Raw genomic sequence first — 20737 nt, 5'->3', positions numbered from 1 at the left:
CCATGAAACGCCACGCACCCACGTTCTTCTGCCTCGCCGCGGCCATCGGCATCACGGCCACCGGATGCACGGGCACCACGGCTCCCAATCCGTCCCAGGCTGCGCCCGCCCCCGCACCGGCAACCACGGGAATGCCTGCGCCAGATGCGGGACCGGCCCCGTCAATCGCGCAATCCAACCCGGGCACCGGCACCACGGTGAAGACCGATGGGCACGCCAACGTCCGCAAGCAGGCAGGGGAGAAAGCCGGGCTTCTCGACGAGAAAACCCAAAAGAGCTACTTCACCATCGAGGTCACCAACGCCTCCCTGGCCGCCGAATGCACTCCCCGCGTCGGCACGACTCCGCTGAAGCCCACCCGCAGCGCGTTCCTCATCCTGGAGGTCAAGGCCAGCCTGGCAGGCAACGTCGCGGCGAAGGTCGGCGGTGACCTGGACGAATCGTGCATGCCGCTGGTCGCCGAGGCCTTCGCCGTGGCAGCTCCGGACGGGAAACCCGACCGCAATGTCACCTCGGAGACCGCGTGGGGGTGCTTCGACGACGCGGAGCTGTTGCCGCCGGTGCTGAACCCGGGCCAGACGGTTTCCGGGAAACTGGTCCTCGACGTGTCGGCCACCGCGGGACGGGTCGCCTACGATCCACAGGACGACGGCGGCTGGTCCTGGCCCTACGGGGGATAGAAAACCCCGTTGGGGTGCCTCGGCGCTCGCCGGAGGCGACTGCCGGCGGTTATCCACACTGCTGCCGGCGCCCCGGCGCTCGCCGTCCGGCCCGGTGCATCCTTGGAACCAACCGACCAGCAACCCCCTCCACTGTCCCCGGGGGATCGCGGTCGGAGAACCCAGGAGTGTGCCCATGAACCACAACCAGGAACTCGGTGCCAAAGGCGAGGAACTTGCCGCCAGCTACCTGCTGAACTCCGGCTACAGGGTGCTGGAACGCAATTGGCGCTGCAACCTTGGCGAGTTGGACATCGTCGCAGAGACGGACGGCCAGGTTGTCGGGGTGGAGGTCAAGACCCGCAGCTCGCTGGGCTTCGGGCACCCGGCCGAGGCGGTGAACCCGGCCAAGCTGCGCAGGCTCTCGCGCCTGGTGCGGCGCTGGTGCGTGGCCCATCGCCGCAACCCGGGAGCCGTGCGGGTGGACGTGGTGGCGATCCTGATGCCCCCGGGTGCGCAGCCAAGCATCGAGCACCTGGTGGGGGTGGAGTCGTGAGCCTGGCCCGCACCCTGGGCATCGGGCTCACGGGCCTGTCCGGGGCGCTCATCGAGGTGGAAGCGGATGTCGGCAACGGCATCCCCGGCTTCATCCTGCTGGGGCTGCCCGATGCGGCATTGAACGAATCACGTGAGCGCATCCGTTCCGCGGCCCGCAACTCCGGCATCCCGCTGCCCAACCGCAGGCTGACGGTGAACCTGACCCCCGCCACGCTGCACAAGCGCGGCTCCGGATTCGATCTGGCCATCCTGTTGGCCGCACTGGCTGCGGACCGGGCCATCACCCCGTCCCCGGGCGTCGTCTACCTGGCCGAGCTCGGGCTCGACGGGTCCCTGCGCCCGATCCCCGGGGTGCTTCCCGCCGTCATGGCCGCCGTGCGCGCGGGCTGCCCGGCGGTGGTGGTCGCCGAGGAGAACAGCGCGGAGGCGCAACTGGTGGCAGGAGCCCGCGTGCGCTCCTACGCTCACCTGTCCCAGGTCCTGGCCGACTGCGGGGCCGACCCCCTCGCGCTGCGCTACATGGCCCGGCACAATTCGCCCGCGCGCAAGGCCGCGGCATGGTCGGCAACAGGCAGCCCCGAGCCGGACCTGTCCGAGGTCCTCGGCCAGGCCCAGGGCAAGTACGCCCTGGAGGTCGCGGCCGCCGGAGGACACCACCTGCTGTTCACCGGGCCTCCCGGGGCTGGGAAGACCATGCTCGCCCAACGCCTGCCCGGGCTGCTGCCCGACCTCGACGATGCCCAGGCGCTGGAAACCACCGCCGTGCATTCGTTGGCCGCCGGGGGAACGCCCATCACCTCGCTGCTGCGCCGCCCGCCCTTCGAGTCCCCTCACCACAGCGCCTCCATGGTCGCGCTCATCGGCGGCGGCAGCGGCATCCCGCGCCCCGGTGCCGCCTCCCGGGCGCATCGGGGCGTGCTCTTCCTGGACGAGGCGCCGGAGTTCTCGGCCACGGCCCTGGACGCGCTGCGCCAACCCCTGGAATCCGGGGTGCTGGTGCTGCACCGGGCGGCGGGCACCGCCAGCTACCCGGCGCGCTTCCAGCTGCTGCTGGCGGCCAACCCGTGTCCCTGCGGACGCAACCTGGGCAAGGGGACCGAGTGCACCTGCACCCCGATGCAACGCCGACGCTACCTGGCCCGGCTCTCGGGCCCGCTGCTGGACCGCATCGATATGCAGCTCTTCGTTCCGCAGCTCTCCGCCCGGGAGCTGGCCGGACGCGACACCGGAGAACGCTCCGCGGTGGTGGCCGCCCGGGTCGCCGAAGCCCGTGGCGCGGCCCGCGACCGGCTCAAGCGTTGGGGGATCGGCACCAATGCCGAGGTGCCCGGGGCGATCCTGCGCAACGACCTGCGCCTGCTGACAGCAACCCTGGCCGGGCTGAACCGGGCCACCGAGTCCCTGCGGCTGAGCGCCCGCGGATATGACCGGGTGCTGCGCATTGCCTGGTCCATCGCGGATTTGAACTCCCATGCCTGCCCGACCGCAGAGGACGTGGATGTGGCGATCCAGCTGCGCCAGCACGGCAAGGGGGACGTGGGCTGAACCTCGCCGCATAGGGCTTTGGCACCGCTGCGCGGGGACCTCGATGACCTCTCCGTTGCGCGGCAGCGCCGACCTGAATGCCAGGCGCACCGCTCGGGCGGCGTCGACGTCGCGGACGTCGATGGCTTGGACATGGACGTGGGGTTCGGTGCTGTTGCCGGAATCCCCGCAGCTACCGATCCCCTGGCCGGTGGTTACCGGCGGCTCCCTGCCGGTCGAACGCCCCCTGGCCGGGGCAGCAGCTGTTCAAGACCGTGCTGGGGAATGGTGATCGAGCCGGTACACGGCCAGGCCCTCGGGCGTCACCCCGTCGGCGCGGAAGCCGTGGCGCGCCAGGATGCGAACGGAAGCCAGGTTCCCCGGCTCGACCCGAGCGGACAGTGAAACCGGGCCGTATGCATCCCAAACGACAGGGATCGCCATGGCCACCATCCTCCCGGCCAGGCCCCTGCCCCAATGCTCGGGTGCCACCCAATAGCCGATTTCAACTGCCCCTTCGTGGCGGGAGGAGACCACCAGCCCGGCGGGCTCCCCGCCCAGGCTCGCGATGAACCAGCGTCTGGCTTCGGGGTGCTCCGGCGGAAACCCACCCAACGCGGAATCAACCCGCGCGGCGATGACCCCGCTGTCCCAGGGGCGGCCGTCGCCCACAAAACGCGTGACGCGACCATCCGTGGCGAGGCGCGAGAAGAATTCCGTGTCCGCGCGGGTGAAACTGCGCAGGACGACATCTGGTTACAAGGGTGGCATGGGACCAGTGTTTCAGATGGCTTCCCTGGAACCGGACAAGGACACATCGGCTCTCTTTTCGCGGCCGCGCTCGCCGACCGCGTCGGTTGACCGGGGGCCCGCTACCTGGCGATCGCGCGCCTGGCCGGGGACACGGCCTTGACCAGCAAGGCCAGCAACCCGTCGAGCACCAGCGCCAGCGCGGTGACCAGCACGGCGCCGACCAGCACCTGGCCGTAGTCGTAGAGCGCGAGCCCGTCGAAGATGTAGCGGCCCAGCCCGCCCAGGTTCACGTAGGCGGCGATCGTGGCGGTGGCCACGACCTGCAGGATCGCCCCGCGCATCCCGCCCAGGATCAGCGGCAGCGCCAGCGGCAGCTCGACCTGCAGGATGATCCGGGAGTCCTTCATGCCGATGGCCCGGGCGGCGTCCACCACCTCGGGATCGACGTTGGCGACCCCGGCGTAGACCCCGGCCAGGATCGGCGGGATCGCGATCAGCACCAACGCGGCCAGCGGCGGCAGCAGCCCGATGCCCATCAAGAGCACCAGCAGCGTCATGATGCCCAGCGAGGGCAGCGCACGCAGCACGTTGGAGGCCGAAACCAGGTAGACCTTGCCCACGCCGGTGTGCCCGATGAACACGCCGACGGGGAACGCGAGCACCGCGGCGGCCGCAACGGCCAGGAACGAGTACCAGAGGTGTTCGCCGAGCCGGGCCGGGATCCCGGTCTCCCCGGCCCAGTTGGCGCCCTGGGCGAAGTAGGCCAGCATTTCGTTGATCATTTGGCCTCCCGCCCGGATGCGGCCAGCTCTTGCGGTGCCGGGGCGACGGGTGCGGGGCTGGTGCGGCGGCGTTTGCCGTCCCCGGAATTCGCTGCGGCACCCTGGTGCAGCCAGGGGGTCAGCAGCCGGGCGGCGACCGCGATGACCCGGTCAAAGACCAGGGCCACAAGCAGGATCACGATGATTCCGGCCAGGATCTGGTCCGGGTAGTTGCGCTGGTAGCCCGAGACAAAGAGTTGGCCCAGTCCACCCACGCCGATCACCGCACCCACCGACACCAGCGACACGTTGGTCACCGCGGCGACCCGGGTGCCGGCGGCCAGCGGGGCCACGGCCAGGGGCAGGTCCACGAAGATCCGGCGCCTCGCGTGGGAGTAGCCCAGGGCCTCGGCGGCATTGAGCACCTCCGGGGCCACGGCATCCAGCGCGTCGAACACGGTGCGCACCAGCAGCGAGGCCGAGTACAGGGCCAGGGCGATGACCACGTTGAGCGGATCCAGGATCTGGGTGCCGATGATCGAGGGGATCACCACGAACAGTGCCAGCGAGGGGATGGTGAAGATCGCACTGGCCACCGCGGTGATGATCGCCCGGGCACGCGGCCGGTTCCCGAAGGCCAGCCCGAGCCCCAGGGCCACCACGACCCCGATGAGGGTGGGGACCAGGCTCAGGTACAGGTGCTCAACGGTCAGCCCCATTGCCTGGGGCAGGTTGTCCAGCAGCCAGTTCATGCGCGGGCCTGCTCGTTGGGGCGCAGCAGCGGACCCAGGTCCGCCAGGGTGAAGTAGGAACCGATGGTCCCGGTTCCATCCACCAGCAGCGCCGCGGAGGTCGGGGAGGCCAGCACCGCGTCCAGTCCGGTGCGCAGGGAGGCATCCGCCGGCACCAGCGGGTGCGGGCCGAACACGGCCCCGTCGGCGTCGATCCACGCGGCGGTGCCGGCATCGCGGTTGACCTGCACGCTCCATCCCGGGGACAGCGCGGACATGTCGATGATTCCCTCGGGGTCGGGAACCGGCAGGGCGGTGGTGCCCAGGCCGGTGAGCGTCTCGAAGGACAGGGTGCGGAACCCGCGGTCCTTGGCGACCAGCGAGGCGACGAAGTCGGTGGCGGGCCGGGCGAGGATGTCGATCGGGGCGGCGTATTGGTGCAGCACCCCGCCGGGGGCCAGCACCGCGATGCGGTCCCCGAGGGTCAGCGCTTCGTCGATGTCGTGGGTGACCATCACGATGGTCTTCTTGATTTCGGCCTGCAGGTGGGCGACCTCCTGCTGCAGTTCCAGGCGCACGATCGGGTCCACCGCGGAAAAGGGTTCGTCCATGAGCAGGATCGGCGGGTCGGCGGCCAGCGCGCGGGCGACCCCGACGCGTTGCTGCTGTCCGCCGGAGAGTTGTGCCGGGTACCGGGTGGCCAGGGAGGCGTCCAGCCCGACCCGTTCCATGGCCTCGTGGGCCTTGGTGCGGGCCTCGGCCTTGGACAGGCCCAGCAGGCGTTGGACGGTGGCGACGTTGTCCAGCACCGTACGGTGCGGGAAGAGCCCGGCGTTTTGCAGCACGTAGCCGATCCCCAGGCGCAGGGTGACGGCACGGATGTCCGCCACGTCCTGCCCGTCGATGAGGACCCGGCCGCCGGTCGGTGCGACCATGCGGTTGATCATCCGCATCGAGGTGGTCTTGCCGCAGCCGCTGGGGCCCACCAGCACCGTGAAGGAGCCGGTGGCGATCTGCAGGTCCAGGTCGGTGACCGCCTGGGTGCCGCCCGGGTAGAGCTTGGACACTGATTCGAAGGTGATCATTGCGGTCTCTTGGGGTCCTTGTCGTGGCGGTGCGGCGCGAAAATCCGGTCGGGGATGGGTGTGGCCCACCGGCGGGCAAGCCCACCCGTCCCCAAATCGAACATGCGTTCTAATGCGGTCGTTTTAGGGCGGAATTCCGCGCTACTTGCCCAGCAAACCCTGCTCGGTGAGCCACGTGATGGCAGCCTGCTTCGGCTCGACCTTCGCATCCCCGGAGACCTGCCCGTTGAGCTTGATCAGTTCCTCGGTGCTCAGCTTCGCGGAGATCGCATCGATCGCCGCAACGGCCTTGTCGTCGAGCTTGCCCTCCGCGGCGACCGGGACGACCTGCTGGGCCGGGAAGTTGTTCTTCGGGTCCTCGAGGACCACCAGGTCGTTGGCCGGGATCGCGGTGGACGTGGTGAAGATGTTCGCCGCGGTCACCTTCCCGTCAAGCAGCGCCTTCACGGTTGCCGGACCGCCGCCATCGGAAATCGGTTCGAACTTCACCGGTGCGAACCCGTAGTTCTTCTCCAGCCCCGGCAACCCCACGGCCCGTTCCTTGAACTCGGGCGGTCCGGCCATGATCACCTCGTCGTTGTGCGGCACCAGGTCCTCGATCGTCTTCAGGTTCCACTTATCGGCCGTGGCCCGGGTGACAACGACCGCGTCCTTGTCCTCGGCCGAGGCCGCGGTGAGCATGGACAGCTTCTTGGTGGCCAGCGCCGCGGGCAGGGCCGAAAGGATCGACTCCGGCGAAGATACGTCGGCGTTCTTGTCCAGGAAGAGCAAAAGGTTCCCGGTGTAGTCCGGGATCACATCGATCGAACCGTCGGACAGTGCCGGGATGTAGGCCTCGCGGGTCCCGATGTTGAACTTCGTTTCGACGGTGAATCCCGCATCCTTCAGCGCCTCGGCATAGAGGTTGCCGATGATCTCGGATTCGGTGAAGTTCGCCGAGGACACCGTAAGGGTGCCGCCGCTTGCCGAATCGCTGGGGGACGGAGCCGCGGTGGGATTGGAGCACCCGGACAGGATTAGGGAACCGGCCACGACGGACAGGGCTGCAATCAGGGGAAGCTTCTGTTTTCTCATGTGTGGTGCCTAGTTTCGTTTCAGTTGTTCCGACAGGCGATCGCCCCCGGAAGCACGTGGCCGTCGGTATGGACGTTGAACCCATCGTTACCTATTTGCACTCCCACAAGCAACATTTGTTCCGTTCCAAGAGCATCCCGGAGCCGGCGGGCGACTACCGCCGGCACGCTGGACGCACTTGCCCCCACAACCGGCAATGCCGTGTGCCCGCGCCCCGTCCACACGCCGCGATCCCTTCCCGAACCACCGGCAGCAGTCCACCGCACCATGGGGGGAACACCAAGACCCTCACGGCCCCTGCCCGAACACGAGCGGCACGGGCACGGCGCAACGCCCGGGAGGACGCCACCACACCAGCGGGAAGCAACGCCGACATGGACAACACCAACCCGGAGATCCTGGCGCGAGCCGGCCTCACCCACATCATCGAACCCAACGACCAAACCGGAGCCGCCCTCGTGCAGATAGCGGGAGCCATCGACGCCTACCGGCTCATCCACGACCATGCCGGACCTGCCCCCGCCAGCGAACAGCAACAAGTCGCAGAACTGCTCGACGCCCACGGAGCCTCCCGCTCCGCCCTGCGCCTGGACGCCGGGCTCGAACGCTGGCGCCCACGCGCGGCGCTCGCCGACCCCGAAGCGGACCTCAAGCTCATGACCCACCTCGGGGGAGGGCTCATCGCCCCGCACGACCCCCACTGGCCCGCCGGCTTCGAAGCCCTCGGCCTCGCCGCACCGCTGGCCCTGTGGTACCGGGGAGAAGGGGACCTGGCCATCCTGCGCGACACCTCCTGCCTGGTCGCCATCGTCGGATCACGAGACGCCACCGAGTACGGACGCACCATCACCGCAGAACTCGTCCACGGGCTTCGCGAACACGGCATCTGCATCGTCTCGGGAGGGGCCTACGGCATAGACGCCCAAGCCCACCAAGCCGCGCTCGCCGAAGACGCGCCCACCAACCAGGCCCCGGGCCAGCCCGCCACGCCCCCAACCATTGCCGTGATGGCGGGGGGACTGAACCGCTTCTACCCCGTGGGGAATGAAGACCTGCTCAAGGCCGTCCACCGCCGGGGCCTGCTCATCGCCGAGGTGGCACCCGGGGCGACGCCCAGCCGCTGGAGGTTTCTGCAGCGCAACAGGATGATCGCCGCCCTGTGCGCCGCAACCATCGTCTCCGAAGCCCGCTGGCGCTCCGGGGCGCTGAGCACCGCACACCACGCGGCCGAAATGGGCCGCGAGGTCGGAGCCGTCCCCGGCTCCGTCTTCTCCGCCAACTCCGCCGGGTGCCACCGTCTCATCCGAGAGGGCGCCGCAACCCTTGTTACCGACGCCGCAGAAGCCATCGAACTACTCAACCTCCCCGTGCACGCACCCGCACCCGCCGAATCGGTCCCCGCACCCCGGGACACCGGAACCACCGAAGCGGAGGACCGCAGGGACTACGACGGACTGCCCGTCCAAGACCTCCTCCTGCTCGACGCCCTGCCCGTCCGCATCCCGCGCACCGCGGACCAACTGGCCATCGTCGCCGGACTGGGCATGGGATCGATCCTCGGGGGGCTCTCCCGCCTGTCGGCCCGCTCACTGGCCCAACGCACCGGCAACGGATGGATACGCCGCTTCCCCAACGGACGCGAACCCCAACGCGGAGCCCCCCAGCCGGACTGAGCAACACCCTGCGCCGACCAACCGGCGTGGCACCATTGCCCCGGGCCCCCGCGCGGGAGACAGTAGAGACGTGCCAGAGCCAATCGAACAAAAAACCGAAGCCCCGCCCCTCCCGGCCGAGCTGCATGAAGCCCGCGACGGCTTCCTGAGACACATGGCCCTGGAACGCGAACGCAGCGAACACACCCTGCGCGCCTACGGAGGCGACATCACCAACCTCTACGCCTATGCCACCAAACGCGGTGCCACCAACATGGCAGGCCTCGACCTCACCCTGCTGCGCGGCTGGCTCATGGCGCTCCAGGAATCCGGCCTCTCCCGCGCCACCCTCGCCCGACGCTCCGCCACCATCCGCAGCTTCCTCGCCTGGGCAGTACGTGAAAACCTCATCACCACCAACCCGGCCATCCGCCTCCAGTCACCCAAACGCGAACAACGCCTCCCGCACATCCTGCAAAACAACCAAATCGAACGAATCTTCCAACCCACGCCCCAGCCACCCCGCGCCCCGGAGGACAAGACGCCGGACCCCAGCGCCGAACAGCTCGCGCTCGCCGACCGCGACAAGCTCATCCTGGAACTCCTCTATGCCACGGCCATCCGCGTGGGGGAGCTGGTGTCGCTGGATGTCGGCGACATCGACCTGGACCGGCGGACGCTGCGGGTCATCGGCAAGGGCAACAAGGAACGCACCGTCCCGTTCGGCCAGCCGGCGTTGAATGCCCTCGATGACTGGCTGCGCCGTGGCCGACCGGTCTTGCGCACCGATGGCTCCGCCCGTGCGCTGCTGCTGGGTCGTCGCGGGAAGCGCCTCGATGCCCGCCAGGCCCGCCAGGTGGTCTCGGACGCGCTCGCGGCGCTGGGGGACACCGCCGCGCGCGGGCCCCACGCACTGCGGCACAGCGCGGCAACCCACCTGTTGGACCGGGGAGCGGATCTGCGTGCCGTGCAGGAGATCCTAGGGCATTCCTCGCTTGCCACCACGCAGCTTTACACCCAGGTGTCCGTCGAGCGGCTCAAGGACAGTTACCAAAAGGCCCATCCGCGCGCATAAACCGAAGTCATGGTCGAAAGTCGCTGGCCGAACGACGTATAATCATGCACAATACTAAACAGGACTTACTGGACTTCGAATCAGGGTTGTTGACGTTGGGGAAGACGTTCCAACAGCACATCGGAGGAAAGCATGTCTGACGCACTGACAAGGGGCGTACTTTTCGTACACTCAGCCCCTTCAGCGCTGTGCCCGCATATCGAATGGGCGATCGGTTCCGTTGTCGACCAGCGGACCGACCTGCACTGGACGGAGCAGAGCGCGGCCCCCGGCATGTCCCGGGCGGAGGTCAACTGGACCGGCAAGCCCGGGACCGGTGCTCTTTTGGCGTCCGCTCTTCGCGGCTGGGCTCACCTTCGCTACGAGGTCACCGAGGAAGCAAGCCCCGGTGTCGACTCGAGCCGCTGGTCCCACACCCCGGAACTGGGCATCTTCCATGCCACCACCGATGCCGCCGGCAACATCATGGTTTCCGAGGAACGCATCCGCTGGGCCTACGAAAAGGGTGCCGGGGATCCGGCCATCGTGTACCAAGAGCTCTCCATCGCCCTGGGTGAGGCCTGGGACGAGGAACTCGAACCCTTCCGCTATGCGGCCGAGGGCGCACCCGTGCGCTGGCTGCACCAGGTCATCTAGCCGGATCATCCCACCGCGGCAATCCGCGCCGCACAGCCACGGCTTTCCTCCGGGCCTTGCCGAAAGCAGTAGAGCGGCACGGCCAGGACGCAATGGTCACCATTCCAACCAGGTGGAACATCGTTCGGGGACAAGGCATCCGGCGAATTGGCGATTGGTTGCATCGCGTGTCGCATGCGGGCGATCCAGCTTCGGGAATGATGCGGGACCGTTCCACCCAGTGTCGTAGACGTCAGGCGCAAAACGCATAGCAAGCACCAGTCCGCTCCGGCGACCGGGATGCGCCGCGGCAACTGGAATTCGCCAGCCCCCTTGCCGCACACCAGCTTGGCACCGCCTCTGGCCTCAAGGTCCGCGGCCCGGCAGTCCTTCATTACGTTGCCCGCATGGCCGCAGGCGCTGTGCTCCGGTGAAAACCGGCGACAGTTGGCTTCCCAAAAGGACGCGATCGGCGACGGACGGTCGCACCTTTGCGGCAGTTCGGGCCGGTTGTCCTTGCCGGCCCCGCACTTCCCCGACCCACCTCGGTAACGACAATGCCCGGGACTCGAATCGAGTCCCGGGCATTGTCAGTTCGGCGGGTGCTGCCCCGCCAGGGTGCTAGACGCTGCGGATGGCAACGACGGCGTTGTGCCCGCCGAATCCGAACGAGTTGTTCAGCGCAACGATGGAGCCCTCGGGCAGTTCGCGGGGGGTGCCGACAACGACATCCAACGGAATCTCCGGATCCTGGTTTTCCAGGTTGATGGTCACCGGGGCCTTGCGGTGGTAGACGGCCAGCACGGCAAGCACCGACTCGACGGCACCGGAGGCGCCGAGCAGGTGGCCCATCTGCGACTTGGTGGCCGAGACACAGACCTTGTCCAGGTGCGAGCCCAGGGCCGCACGCAGGGCCGTGTACTCGGGCTTGTCGCCAACCGGCGTCGAAGTCGCGTGCGCGTTGACGTGCACCACGTCCTCGGGCTGGATCCGACCGTCGAACATCGCGGCCTTCAGGGCGCGGGTGGCACCCAGACCCTCCGGGTCCGGCGCGGTGATGTGGTAGGCGTCGGCGGTGACCGAGGTTCCAGCCAACTCGGCGTAGATCGTGGCGCCGCGGGCAATGGCGTGCTCCTCGGCCTCGAGGACCAGGGCACCGGCGCCTTCGCCCATGACGAAGCCGTCACGGTCGATGTCGTATGGGCGCGAGGCGTGCTCCGGGTCGTCGTTGCGCTTGGACAGCGCCTGCATGGCGGCAAAAGAGGCCATCGGCATCGGGTGGATGGCGGCTTCCGCGCCGCCGCAAACAACGACGTCGGCCTTGCCCGAACGGATCAGCTCGAGGCCGATGTGCATGGCCTCGGTGCCCGAGGCGCAGGCCGAAACGGGGGTGTGGGCGCCGGCGCGTGCGCCGAGGTCCAGCGAGACGGCCGCGGCCGGGCCGTTGGGCATCAGCATCGGAACCGTCATGGGCAGCACGCGGCGCGGGCCCTTTTCCTTCAAGGTGTCCCAGGCGTCAAGCAGCGTCCAGACGCCGCCGATTCCGGTGGCAAACGCCACCGCCAGGCGGTCGTGGTCGACCGTCTCGATGCCGGAATCCTTCCAGGCCTCGCGCGCGGCAACCACGGCGAACTGGGTGGAAGGGTCCATGCGCTTCATTTCCACGCGGGAGAGGACCTCGGAGGCCGGAGTGGATGCCTTGGCGGCAAATTTCACCGGCAAGTTGTAGGTTTCAACCCATTCATCGGGCAGCGTGTGGGCGCCGGAAACACCCTTGAGGGCGTTGGCCCACAGGGTCGGGACGTCTCCGCCGATGGGCGTGGTGGCACCAAGGCCGGTGATAACAACTTTGCGAGCCATGTTGAAACTCTCTACTGGTTGGGGCGAAACGGCTAGCGAAGCTAGCGCGCGATCCAAGCATCGGGCCGCGGCACCAACGGGTGCGGATCCGGATTGAATCGAAAATCTGGGGATCGGTTACGAAACCGGTAAAGCGGATTGGCTGGCAGGTGCCGGCAAACCGGTGGCCATGGAGGCCGGGGCGATGCACCCCTTGAAGCACGACCCGTATCGGGAACGTACCTCAAGGGGTGGCATCAATGCCTTGCCTAGGCCTGTGCGCCAGCGATGAAGTTCACTGCATCGGCAACGGTCTTGAGGTTCTTGACCTCTTCGTCCGGGATCTTCACGTCGAACTTTTCCTCGGCGTTGACGACGATCGTCATCATCGAGATGGAGTCGATGTCCAGGTCCTCGGTGAAGGACTTGTCCATTTCGACCGCTTCGGTCTCCAGACCGGTCTCTTCGTTGACGATCTCGGCCAAGCCGGCCAGAATCTCTTCGTTGCTAGCCATGATGGCTCCTTTTCTGTGTTTGCCGGTAACAAGCCCGACGACTATGCAGACCACAGGTGTGCGGTCCGAATGATGGGTTGTGTCCCTGGGGGTTAACCCTAGGGCAGGACAACGACCTGTGCGCCAAAGACAAGCCCGGCGCCAAATCCAATTTGCAGGGCCAGGCCGCCGGAAAGCTCGGGGCTCTCCTTCAGCATCCGGTCCATGGCCATCGGGATGGAGGCGGCGGAGGTGTTCCCGGAGGTGGCGATGTCACGGGCGACAACCACCGACTCCGGCAGCTTCAGCTGCTTGACCATCTCGTCGATGATGCGCATGTTGGCCTGGTGCGGGATGAACGCGGCCAGGTCCTCGGCGGTGACTCCGGCGTCGGCCAGGGCCTGCTTGGCCATCTTGGCCATTTCCCACACGGCCCAGCGGAAGACCGTCTGGCCGTCCTGGCGCAGCGTGGGCCACAGCTGGGCCTCGGTGCCGGCGACCAGCGCGGTGCCCTCGGGGGAAGACTCGGCCTGCAGGACCGCGTCGCGCAGATCCAGCTGGGAGTGGGTCATGCCGATGGCGGACCACTTCGAGCCGTCCGAACCCCACACCGACGGGGAGATCCCGGGGATGTCCGAGGGGCCGATGACGACGGCTCCGGCGCCGTCGCCGAGCAGGAAGGAGATGGTGCGTTCGTGGTTGTCGATGACGTCCGAGAGCTTTTCGGCGCCCACGACCAGCACGTATTCGGCCATGCCGGAACGCACCAAGGCGTCTGCCTGGGCCACTCCGTAGCAGTAGCCGGCGCAGGCTGCCGAGATGTCGAAGGCCGGTGCCGGGGTGGCCCCGATGCGATCGGCAAGGGCCGCCGCCGCGGACGGTGTGGCATAGGGGAACGTCACGGTGGAAACGATGACGGCACCGATCTGGCTGGCCTCGATGCCCGCCGAAGCCAGTGCTTCGCGGGACGCGCCTTCGGCCATGTCCAGCAGCGAGGTGTCTTCACCGGCGCGCGCACGGGTCACGATCCCGGTGCGCTGCTGGATCCACTCGTCGGAGGAATCGATCCACTGGCAGACGTCGTCGTTGGTGACGATGACATCGGGGCGGAAGGAGCCCACACCGTGGATGCGGCTGAATTCGCGCGCGGTGGTCTGGTTCATCACTGCAGTCATGGTTCGGTGACTTCCTATGCTTGGGTGTGTTCGAGTACGAAGGCGCGTGCCGCCTCGAGGTCTGCGGGGGACTTCAGGGCCAGAGTGGGCACGCCCTTCAGGCCGCGGCGGGCCAGGCCCACCAGCGTTCCTGCCGGGGCCAGCTCGATGATCCCGGTGACGCCCAGTGCGGCCATCTGCTCCATGCACTTGTCCCAGCGCACCGGGCGGGAGACCTGGGCAACCAGCGAGGCGAGGTTGGCCGCACCACCGGTGACCGGGGCGCCGTCGTAGTTGGACAGCAGCGTGGTGCTCGGGTCCTTGGCCTCCAACGTTGCGGAGAGTTCCTCCAGCACCGCCACGGCCGGGGCCATGTGGTGGGTGTGGAATGCGCCGGCGACCTTCAGCGGGATGACCCGGGCCTTGGCCGGAGGATTGGCGGCGAAGCCCTCGATCTGCTCCAGCGTGCCGGCGGCAACGATCTGGCCTCCGCCGTTGGCGTTGGCCGGGGTCAGCCCGGCGGCGATGATCGACGCGTTGACTTCCTCGGAGTCCCCGCCGAGGACTGCGGCCATGCCGGTCGGGGTTGCCGCGGCGGCCAGGGCCATGGCGTTGGCCCGTTCACGCACGAAGACCATGGCGTCCTGCTCGGACAGCGCGCCGGCCAGTGCGGTTGCGGTGATCTCGCCGACGGAGTGTCCGGCCAGCACGGTGTTGGCCGGTAGTGCCTCGCCAAACAGGGCGCGGGCGGCCACGAGGCCCGCGGCCACGATCAGCGGCTGGGCCACCGCGGTGTCCTTGATGGTCTCCTCGTCCGAGACCGTCCCGTGGGCGGTCAGGTCGCGTTCCGTGATGGCGGAGAGTCCGGCGAGATGCTCGGAAACACCCGGGACCTCAAGCCATGGGGAAAGGAATCCGGGGGTCTGGGAGCCCTGTCCAGGGCACACGATTGCTAGCACTACTCCAGCTTTCCAAAGAAGTCGGTCACGACGGCTGTTTTGACACACCGACTTGTCGGCATGCTTTTGTATGAATCCTACAAGGTGGCGGGGCCCTTGCGCGGCACCGGTTGCCGCGTTTCGGGCAAGTTCGCAGATGTTTCGGTGTCCAGCCGGCCGACCACCAGCGCGGTTTGCAGCACGAAGGCCTCGCGCGGCACCAGCGGATCCCAGCCGGTGACGTCGCAGACCCGCTTGAGCCGGTAGCGCACGGTGTTGGCATGGACGAACAGCTCGCGGGCCGTCCCTTCCAGCGAGTGGCCCAGCGACAGGTAGCTCGAAAGCGTCTCGATCAGCCCGTTTCCGGCCTTGATCAGCGGGTTGTAGATCCCCGAGACCAGCGCCTCGCGCGCCTCGGTGTCGTTGTTCATGACCCGCTCGGGCCACAGGTCGTCGGCGTCCACGGGGCGCGGGGCCAGCGGCCAGGCCTTGGCCGCGGCGATGGCGGCAAAGGCGGCCTTGGCGCTGGCGGAGGCCTCCTTGAGCGTGGGCGCCAGCGGGCTGTAGACCACCGGGCCCTCGCCGAAGAACGAGGCCAGACGGTCCATTCCGGCACGGTCCGCCTCCACCCCGCCGAGCATCAAGATGGCTCGTTCGCCGTGGACCCCGACCAGGGAGTCGCGGGCGTAGCGGGCGGCGGCGCGGCGGAGTTCGCTGACGAATCCGACCTGCGAGGAGACCGGGGTGGCACCGATCATCACCAGGATGTTCTCGTGCGACTTCCATCCCACGGCCGCAATCCTCGAGCGCAGGGAATCCTGCGACTCGCCGCGCATCACCGCATCGACCACAAGCGCCTCGAGCCGTGAATCCCAGGCCCCGCGGGTCTCCGCGGCCCGGGCGTACACGTCGGCCGCGGCGAAGGCGACCTCCCGCGAGTAGCGCAGGACCGCTTCGCGCAGCTGGGTGTGCTCGGATTCCGGGGCGATGTCCGGGACCTGGGATTCGACGACCTCCACGATGGTGCGGATCAGTTGGAGGGCCTTTTGCAGGCTGATGGACCGGGTCAGTTCCGTGGGGGCCGCACCGAAGACGTCGTTGAGCACCCATTGCGGCGAGGTGGTGGGCCGCTCGTACCAGGAGACGAAGGAGGCGATGCCCTTCTGGGCCACCAGGCCCAGGGCCGCCCGCTCCTCGGGGCGCAGGCCGCGGTACCAGGGAAGGGACTGGTCAAGGTGCTTCAGGGCCACGGTGGAGAGCACGCCCAGGTGCTGCTTGAGCCGCTTGAGGGTTTCCGGGCTGGCCTTGGCTTGCCGGAAGGGCCGGATCCGTTGGGCAGGATTCGGCGTTTGCTCATCACTCATAGAACGAGCATACGCATCATCGGCCCGGTGAACTATTTTGTAGGCTTCGCACAACCAGGCCGCGAAGCGGCACGGCTGCGGGAACGGGTGCCGAAGCCGGGAAATGCACGTAAAAAAGCGGTGGCGCGGCTCCCCGCCAAGGGGGGAGCCGCGCCACCGCCGGTGCTCACGTGCCGCGGGAAACTAGGCGTCGCCGCCCGCGTTGCCGCTGGTGCCGGCGGTCACGTCGTCGAGCTTGTACTTGGCAAAGGCGGCTGCCGGCACCGAGGCGTCGACCTCCCCGCGCTTGGCCAGCATCTGCAGCGTGCGAACAACCACCGAGTGCGCGTCGATCTTGAAGAAGCGACGTGCCGCGGCGCGGGTATCGGAGAAACCGAATCCGTCGGCGCCCAGGGTGGCGAATTCGTTGGGCACGAACTGCCGGATCTGGTCAGGCACTGCCTTCATGTAGTCCGAGACCGCAACGACCGGGCCGGTGGCACCGGCCAGCTGCTGGGCAACGAACGGCACACGCGGCTCGGCGCTCGGGTCGAGGAACGACTGCTCCTCGCACTCCAGGCCGTCGCGGCGCAACTCGTTCCAGGAGGTGACGGACCAGACATCGGCCGACACTCCCCAGTCCTCGGCGAGCATGCGCTGGGCATCGATGGTCCACGGGACGGCCACGCCGGAGGCGAGCAGCTGGGCACGCGGTCCGTCGACGGTCGCCGGGGAGACCTGGTAGATGCCGCCGAGGATTCCGGCGACGTCGAGGTTCTCCGGCTCCTTGGGCTGCTGGTAGGGCTCGTTGTAGATCGTGATGTAGTACATCACGTTCGGGTCCTCGTGCTTGCCGCCGTACATGCGCTCGAGGCCGGCCTTGACGATGTGGCCGATCTCGTAGCCGTATGCCGGGTCGTAGGTGACCACGGCCGGGTTGGTGGAGGCAAGGATCGGGGAGTGCCCGTCCGCGTGCTGCAGGCCCTCGCCGGTCAGCGTGGTGCGACCGGCGGTGGCGCCCATGATGAACCCGCGGGCCATCTGGTCGCCGGCTGCCCAGAAGGCATCGCCCGTGCGCTGGAAGCCGAACATCGAGTAGAACACGTAGATCGGGATCAACGGCTCGTCGTGGGTGGCGTAGGCGGTGCCCGCTGCGGTGAACGCCGCGACGGCGCCGGCCTCGTTGATGCCCGGGTGGATCAGCTGCCCGGCAGGGGATTCCTTGTAGGCAAGAACCAGTTCGCGGTCAACAGAGAGGTAGTTCTGTCCGGCCGGGTTGTAGATCTTGGCGGTCGGGAAGAAGGCATCCATGCCGAAGGTGCGCGACTCGTCGGGCACGATCGGGACGACACGCTTGCCGAATTCCTTGTCGCGCATCAGGTCCTTGAGCAGGCGCACGAAGGCCATGGTGGTGGCCGCCTGCTGCTTGCCCGAACCGCGGGAGGCGGTGTCGTAGGCCTTGTCCTCGGGGAGGTGGATCTCCTTGGACTTGGTGCGACGCGACGGCACGGGGCCGCCGAGCTCGTTGCGGCGTTCCATCATGTACTTGTACTCGGCAGAATCCTGCGTCGGACGGTAGTACGGCGGCAGGTACGGGTCGGCTTCGAGCTGCTCGTCGGTGATCGGGATGCGCAGGTGGTCGCGGAAGGCCTTGAGGTCTGCCAGCGTCATCTTCTTCATCTGGTGCGTCGCGTTGCGCGCCTCGAAGTGCGGGCCCAGGCCGTAGCCCTTGACCGTCTTGGTCAGGATGACCGTCGGCTTGCCCTTGAACTCGGTGGCTGCCTTGTAGGCCGCGTAGACCTTGTGGTAGTCGTGGCCGCCCCGCTTCAGGTTCCAAATCTGCTCGTCGGTGAGGTCCGAAACCATTTCCTTGGTCTGCGGGGACTTTCCGAAGAAGTGCTCGCGGACGAAGGCGCCGTTTTCGGCCTTGTAGGTCTGGTAGTCGCCGTCCGGGGTCTGGTTCATGATGTCGACCAGCGAGTTGTCTTCGTCCTTGTCGAGCAGGGCATCCCACTCGCGGCCCCAGACAACCTTGATGACGTTCCAGCCCGCACCGCGGAAGAATGCCTCAAGTTCCTGCATGATCTTGCCGTTGCCGCGAACCGGGCCGTCGAGGCGCTGCAGGTTGCAGTTGACCACAAACGTGAGGTTGTCTAGCTTCTCGTTGGCAGCCAGCTGGAGCAGGCCGCGCGATTCGGGCTCGTCCATCTCGCCGTCGCCCAGGAAGGCCCAGACGTGCTGGTCCGAGGTGTCCTTGATGCCGCGGTTCTGCAGGTAGCGGTTCGACTGCGCCTGGTATATGGCGTTCATCGGGCCGATGCCCATGGACACGGTGGGGAATTCCCAGAAGTCCGGCAGCGAGTGCGGGTGCGGGTACGACGGCAGGGCATGGCCCTTGCGGGACTTCTCCTGGCGGAAGCCGTCCATGTCCTCTTCGCTCAGGCGTCCTTCGAGGAACGCGCGGGCATACATTCCGGGGGAGGCGTGGCCCTGGAAGAAGACCTGGTCGCCTCCGCCTGGGTGGCTCTTGCCGCGGAAGAAGTGGTTGAAGCCCACTTCATAAAGGGTTGCGGCACCGGCGTAGGTGGAGATGTGTCCGCCCACTCCGACGCCCGGGCGCTGCCCGCGGTGCACCATGACCGCGGCGTTCCAGCGCATGAAAGCTCGGTAGCGTCGTTCAATCTGCTCGTCACCCGGGAACTCTGGTTCCTGGTCCACCGGAATCGTGTTCACGTAGTCCGTGGTGGTAACCATGGGGACGCCCACACTCTTGGCGCCTGCGCGCTGTAGCAGTGAACGAACAATGTACTGGGCACGCTCGGTGCCCTGCGTTTCGACCAGATCGTCGAAGGACTCAATCCATTCGGCGGTCTCCTCCGGATCCCGATCGGGCAACTGGCTGGTCAAGCCGCTACGGATGTGAGAAATATGTTCCTCTACAGCCACGTCCATCTTCTCCTCGTTATGGGGGTACAGCGGGGACTGTGCATTGGGCGCAAGTAAGCATCTCCAACCCACAGTGGCGTTGCTAGCGCCAAAGGTTTGGCCCGTTCCCCAAGGGTGGTTGGTCGCGGACCGCCGATTACACTCTAATGCGCATGCCGACCCAAAACGTATCCGGGCTAAACACATGCGACCTTTTGAAGTTACACGGCGAATGTGCCGAGAGCCGAATGCGGGTCGAAGTCGTCACTATTTCGGCGTGTTGAAGGCTTTGCGCTTGATGGGAAGGCCAAAAGGGTGTTTGGTTGTTACCAGACGCTTTACAGCAGCAGGAGGAGTGACGTGAGCGACGCCGCACCGGCAAAGCACGAAGCCGCACAGAAAATGGGCTTCAAAGACGGGGACCTGATTCAGGAACTCGGGTACGACGACGATGTGGACTTTGATCTGCGCGATTCCCTTGAGGACGCAGTGGGTTCCGAACTACTGACAGAGGAAGACCACGAGGTAGTCGACGGAATCATCTACTGGTGGCGCGATGACGACGGGGATTTGATTGATGCCCTGGTCGATTCGCTGGTCAGCCTGGATGAAAAGGGCGTCGTATGGCTCTTGACCCCGAAGTCGGGTCGAGACGGATACGTTTCACCTGCCTCGATCCAGGCCGATGCACCCACCGCGGGCCTCCACGTGACCAACACCGAGGGTGTTTCCGAGGATTGGTCGGCCACTCGACTTGTTGCGCGCCGCAAGAACTAGCGCTGTGGAACCATCTCAAACGGCGACGGGGAGTCCCTCCTCGCCGCCGCGGGCCGGTCAAACGGCCCCGGGCTTCGCCCTTCCCAACCAACACGGTGAACTCATCGAGTCCCGGTCCTTGGGGGAGCAGGCCTACTTCCTGGTTTTCTATCCGTTCGCGTTCTCCGCGGTCTGCGGGTCGGAACTGGAAGAACTGGAAGAAGTGCGCGAAGAATTTGCCGCACGAAACACCCGCATCATGGGTGTCTCGGTGGATCACAAGTACGCACTGCGCACCTATGCGGACCAAGCCCGATTCGGGTTTGATCTGCTGGCCGACTTCTGGCCACACGGTGCCGTAGCAAGCAGCTACGGCGCATTCAACTTCGAGTCCGGCGCGGCAACGCGGCACACGTTCCTCATCGCAGAGGGACGCGTGGTGGATTCCTTTAGTTCACCTATCCATCAGGCGCGCGCCATCGCGCGCTACCGAGAGGCGATGGACCTACTCACCTAATTGTTGTCGAAGAATCTTTGCGTCTATTTCGACAGCTCGGGCGGGTACATTGCCAACAGTCATATTCTTGTCACGAACACTTCCGGCGGAACGTCAACCAAAAGAATTCAGTAGTGCCAAGGGCCTTTAGCTCAGCTGGTAGAGCGTCACGTTTACACCGTGAATGTCATCGGTTCGATCCCGGTAGGGCCCACCAATAGATGCCCGCCCCGTGACCCAGGACCCTTCCTGGGTCGAGGCGGGTATCAGTTTCTGTGCCTTCGGCGCACTGTCGGGCAACAGTG

At 67.1% G+C, this 20737-nt stretch carries 19 protein-coding genes and 1 tRNA gene; 9 read left to right on the top strand and 11 right to left on the bottom strand.

Annotated features, from left to right (window positions below; all coding sequences use genetic code 11):
- The first annotated feature begins 2 nt into the window (after window positions 1–2).
- The 3 genes from FPY90_RS04415 (at window position 3) to FPY90_RS04405 (ending at window position 2762) form a co-directional block, all read left to right on the top strand.
- Complete coding sequence (locus FPY90_RS04415) at window positions 3–680, top strand: hypothetical protein (RefSeq protein WP_498684036.1); 678 nt, start codon at window positions 3–5, stop codon at window positions 678–680.
- Between the two features lie 175 nt (window positions 681–855).
- The gene (locus FPY90_RS04410) at window positions 856–1215 is read left to right on the top strand and encodes a YraN family protein (protein WP_498684034.1); all 360 of its coding nucleotides are present in this window, start codon (window positions 856–858) and stop codon (window positions 1213–1215) included.
- Window positions 1212–2762: a YifB family Mg chelatase-like AAA ATPase gene (locus FPY90_RS04405; RefSeq protein WP_498684033.1), complete on the top strand. Its 1551-nt coding sequence runs from the start codon at window positions 1212–1214 to the stop codon at window positions 2760–2762. The genes FPY90_RS04410 and FPY90_RS04405 overlap by 4 nt, the downstream gene beginning before the upstream one ends.
- 246 nt (window positions 2763–3008) lie before the next feature.
- Here FPY90_RS04405 and FPY90_RS04400 read toward each other — a convergent pair whose 3' ends face one another.
- From FPY90_RS04400 to FPY90_RS04380, 5 genes are all read right to left on the bottom strand, one after another.
- Window positions 3009–3485 carry a GNAT family N-acetyltransferase gene (locus FPY90_RS04400; protein ID WP_498685506.1) on the bottom strand — a complete coding sequence of 159 codons (477 nt, stop codon included), beginning with the start codon at window positions 3483–3485 and terminating at the stop codon, window positions 3009–3011.
- A 128-nt stretch (window positions 3486–3613) separates the two neighbouring features.
- Window positions 3614–4276: an ABC transporter permease gene (locus FPY90_RS04395; RefSeq protein ID WP_071215379.1), complete on the bottom strand. Its 663-nt coding sequence runs from the start codon at window positions 4274–4276 to the stop codon at window positions 3614–3616.
- Window positions 4273–5007, bottom strand: coding sequence for an ABC transporter permease (locus FPY90_RS04390; protein WP_498684031.1), 735 nt, complete (start codon window positions 5005–5007; stop codon window positions 4273–4275). The genes FPY90_RS04395 and FPY90_RS04390 overlap by 4 nt, the downstream gene beginning before the upstream one ends.
- Window positions 5004–6071, bottom strand: coding sequence for an ABC transporter ATP-binding protein (locus tag FPY90_RS04385; RefSeq protein WP_498684029.1), 1068 nt, complete (start codon window positions 6069–6071; stop codon window positions 5004–5006). Before FPY90_RS04385 ends, FPY90_RS04390 begins: the two co-directional genes overlap by 4 nt.
- A 141-nt stretch (window positions 6072–6212) precedes the next feature.
- Entirely contained in the window at window positions 6213–7145 is a 933-nt protein-coding gene (locus tag FPY90_RS04380; protein ID WP_071215382.1) for an ABC transporter substrate-binding protein, read from the bottom strand.
- A 374-nt stretch (window positions 7146–7519) separates the two neighbouring features.
- On the opposite strand from FPY90_RS04380, the gene FPY90_RS04375 reads away from it, so the two are divergent.
- The 3 genes from FPY90_RS04375 to FPY90_RS04365 all read left to right on the top strand — a co-directional run bounded on the left by FPY90_RS04375 (window position 7520) and on the right by FPY90_RS04365 (window position 10508).
- The gene (locus FPY90_RS04375) at window positions 7520–8818 is read left to right on the top strand and encodes a DNA-processing protein DprA (protein ID WP_498684028.1); all 1299 of its coding nucleotides are present in this window, start codon (window positions 7520–7522) and stop codon (window positions 8816–8818) included.
- A gap of 154 nt (window positions 8819–8972) precedes the next feature.
- The gene (locus tag FPY90_RS04370) at window positions 8973–9872 is read left to right on the top strand and encodes a tyrosine recombinase XerC (protein WP_498685505.1); all 900 of its coding nucleotides are present in this window, start codon (window positions 8973–8975) and stop codon (window positions 9870–9872) included.
- 132 nt (window positions 9873–10004) lie between these two features.
- Window positions 10005–10508: a DUF3145 domain-containing protein gene (locus FPY90_RS04365; protein WP_071215384.1), complete on the top strand. Its 504-nt coding sequence runs from the start codon at window positions 10005–10007 to the stop codon at window positions 10506–10508.
- Window positions 10509–11108: 600 nt separating this feature from the next.
- Here the strand turns inward: FPY90_RS04365 and fabF are convergent.
- From fabF to aceE, 6 genes are all read right to left on the bottom strand, one after another.
- Window positions 11109–12347: a beta-ketoacyl-ACP synthase II gene (fabF, locus tag FPY90_RS04360; RefSeq protein WP_071215385.1), complete on the bottom strand. Its 1239-nt coding sequence runs from the start codon at window positions 12345–12347 to the stop codon at window positions 11109–11111.
- Between the two features lie 248 nt (window positions 12348–12595).
- Entirely contained in the window at window positions 12596–12841 is a 246-nt protein-coding gene (locus tag FPY90_RS04355; RefSeq protein WP_007271483.1) for an acyl carrier protein, read from the bottom strand.
- A 98-nt stretch (window positions 12842–12939) separates the two neighbouring features.
- Window positions 12940–13995: a beta-ketoacyl-ACP synthase III gene (locus tag FPY90_RS04350; protein ID WP_498684026.1), complete on the bottom strand. Its 1056-nt coding sequence runs from the start codon at window positions 13993–13995 to the stop codon at window positions 12940–12942.
- A 14-nt stretch (window positions 13996–14009) separates the two neighbouring features.
- Entirely contained in the window at window positions 14010–14933 is a 924-nt protein-coding gene (locus tag FPY90_RS04345; RefSeq protein WP_071215387.1) for an ACP S-malonyltransferase, read from the bottom strand.
- A 77-nt stretch (window positions 14934–15010) separates the two neighbouring features.
- Window positions 15011–16276 carry a PucR family transcriptional regulator gene (locus tag FPY90_RS04340; protein ID WP_071215388.1) on the bottom strand — a complete coding sequence of 422 codons (1266 nt, stop codon included), beginning with the start codon at window positions 16274–16276 and terminating at the stop codon, window positions 15011–15013.
- Window positions 16277–16459: 183 nt separating this feature from the next.
- On the bottom strand, window positions 16460–19207 hold the full coding sequence (aceE, locus tag FPY90_RS04335; RefSeq protein WP_498684024.1) for a pyruvate dehydrogenase (acetyl-transferring), homodimeric type: 2748 nt from the start codon (window positions 19205–19207) through the stop codon (window positions 16460–16462).
- A gap of 375 nt (window positions 19208–19582) precedes the next feature.
- Here aceE and FPY90_RS04330 point away from each other — a divergent pair, with 375 nt between their 5' ends.
- The 3 genes from FPY90_RS04330 (at window position 19583) to FPY90_RS04320 (ending at window position 20649) form a co-directional block, all read left to right on the top strand.
- Entirely contained in the window at window positions 19583–19957 is a 375-nt protein-coding gene (locus tag FPY90_RS04330) for a DUF3052 domain-containing protein (RefSeq protein WP_139194884.1), read from the top strand.
- A complete protein-coding gene (locus FPY90_RS04325) occupies window positions 19905–20453 on the top strand; it encodes a redoxin domain-containing protein (protein WP_498684023.1) in 549 nt (182 codons plus the stop codon). Before FPY90_RS04330 ends, FPY90_RS04325 begins: the two co-directional genes overlap by 53 nt.
- 120 nt (window positions 20454–20573) lie before the next feature.
- Window positions 20574–20649, top strand: a tRNA-Val gene (locus tag FPY90_RS04320).
- The last annotated feature ends 88 nt before the right edge of the window (window positions 20650–20737 follow it).

Source organism: Arthrobacter sp. C2 (genome assembly GCA_024207135.1).
Taxonomy (GTDB): domain Bacteria; phylum Actinomycetota; class Actinomycetes; order Actinomycetales; family Micrococcaceae; genus Paeniglutamicibacter.
Note: the sequence above shows the minus strand (reverse complement) of the source record. Positions and strands in the feature narration are given on the sequence as shown.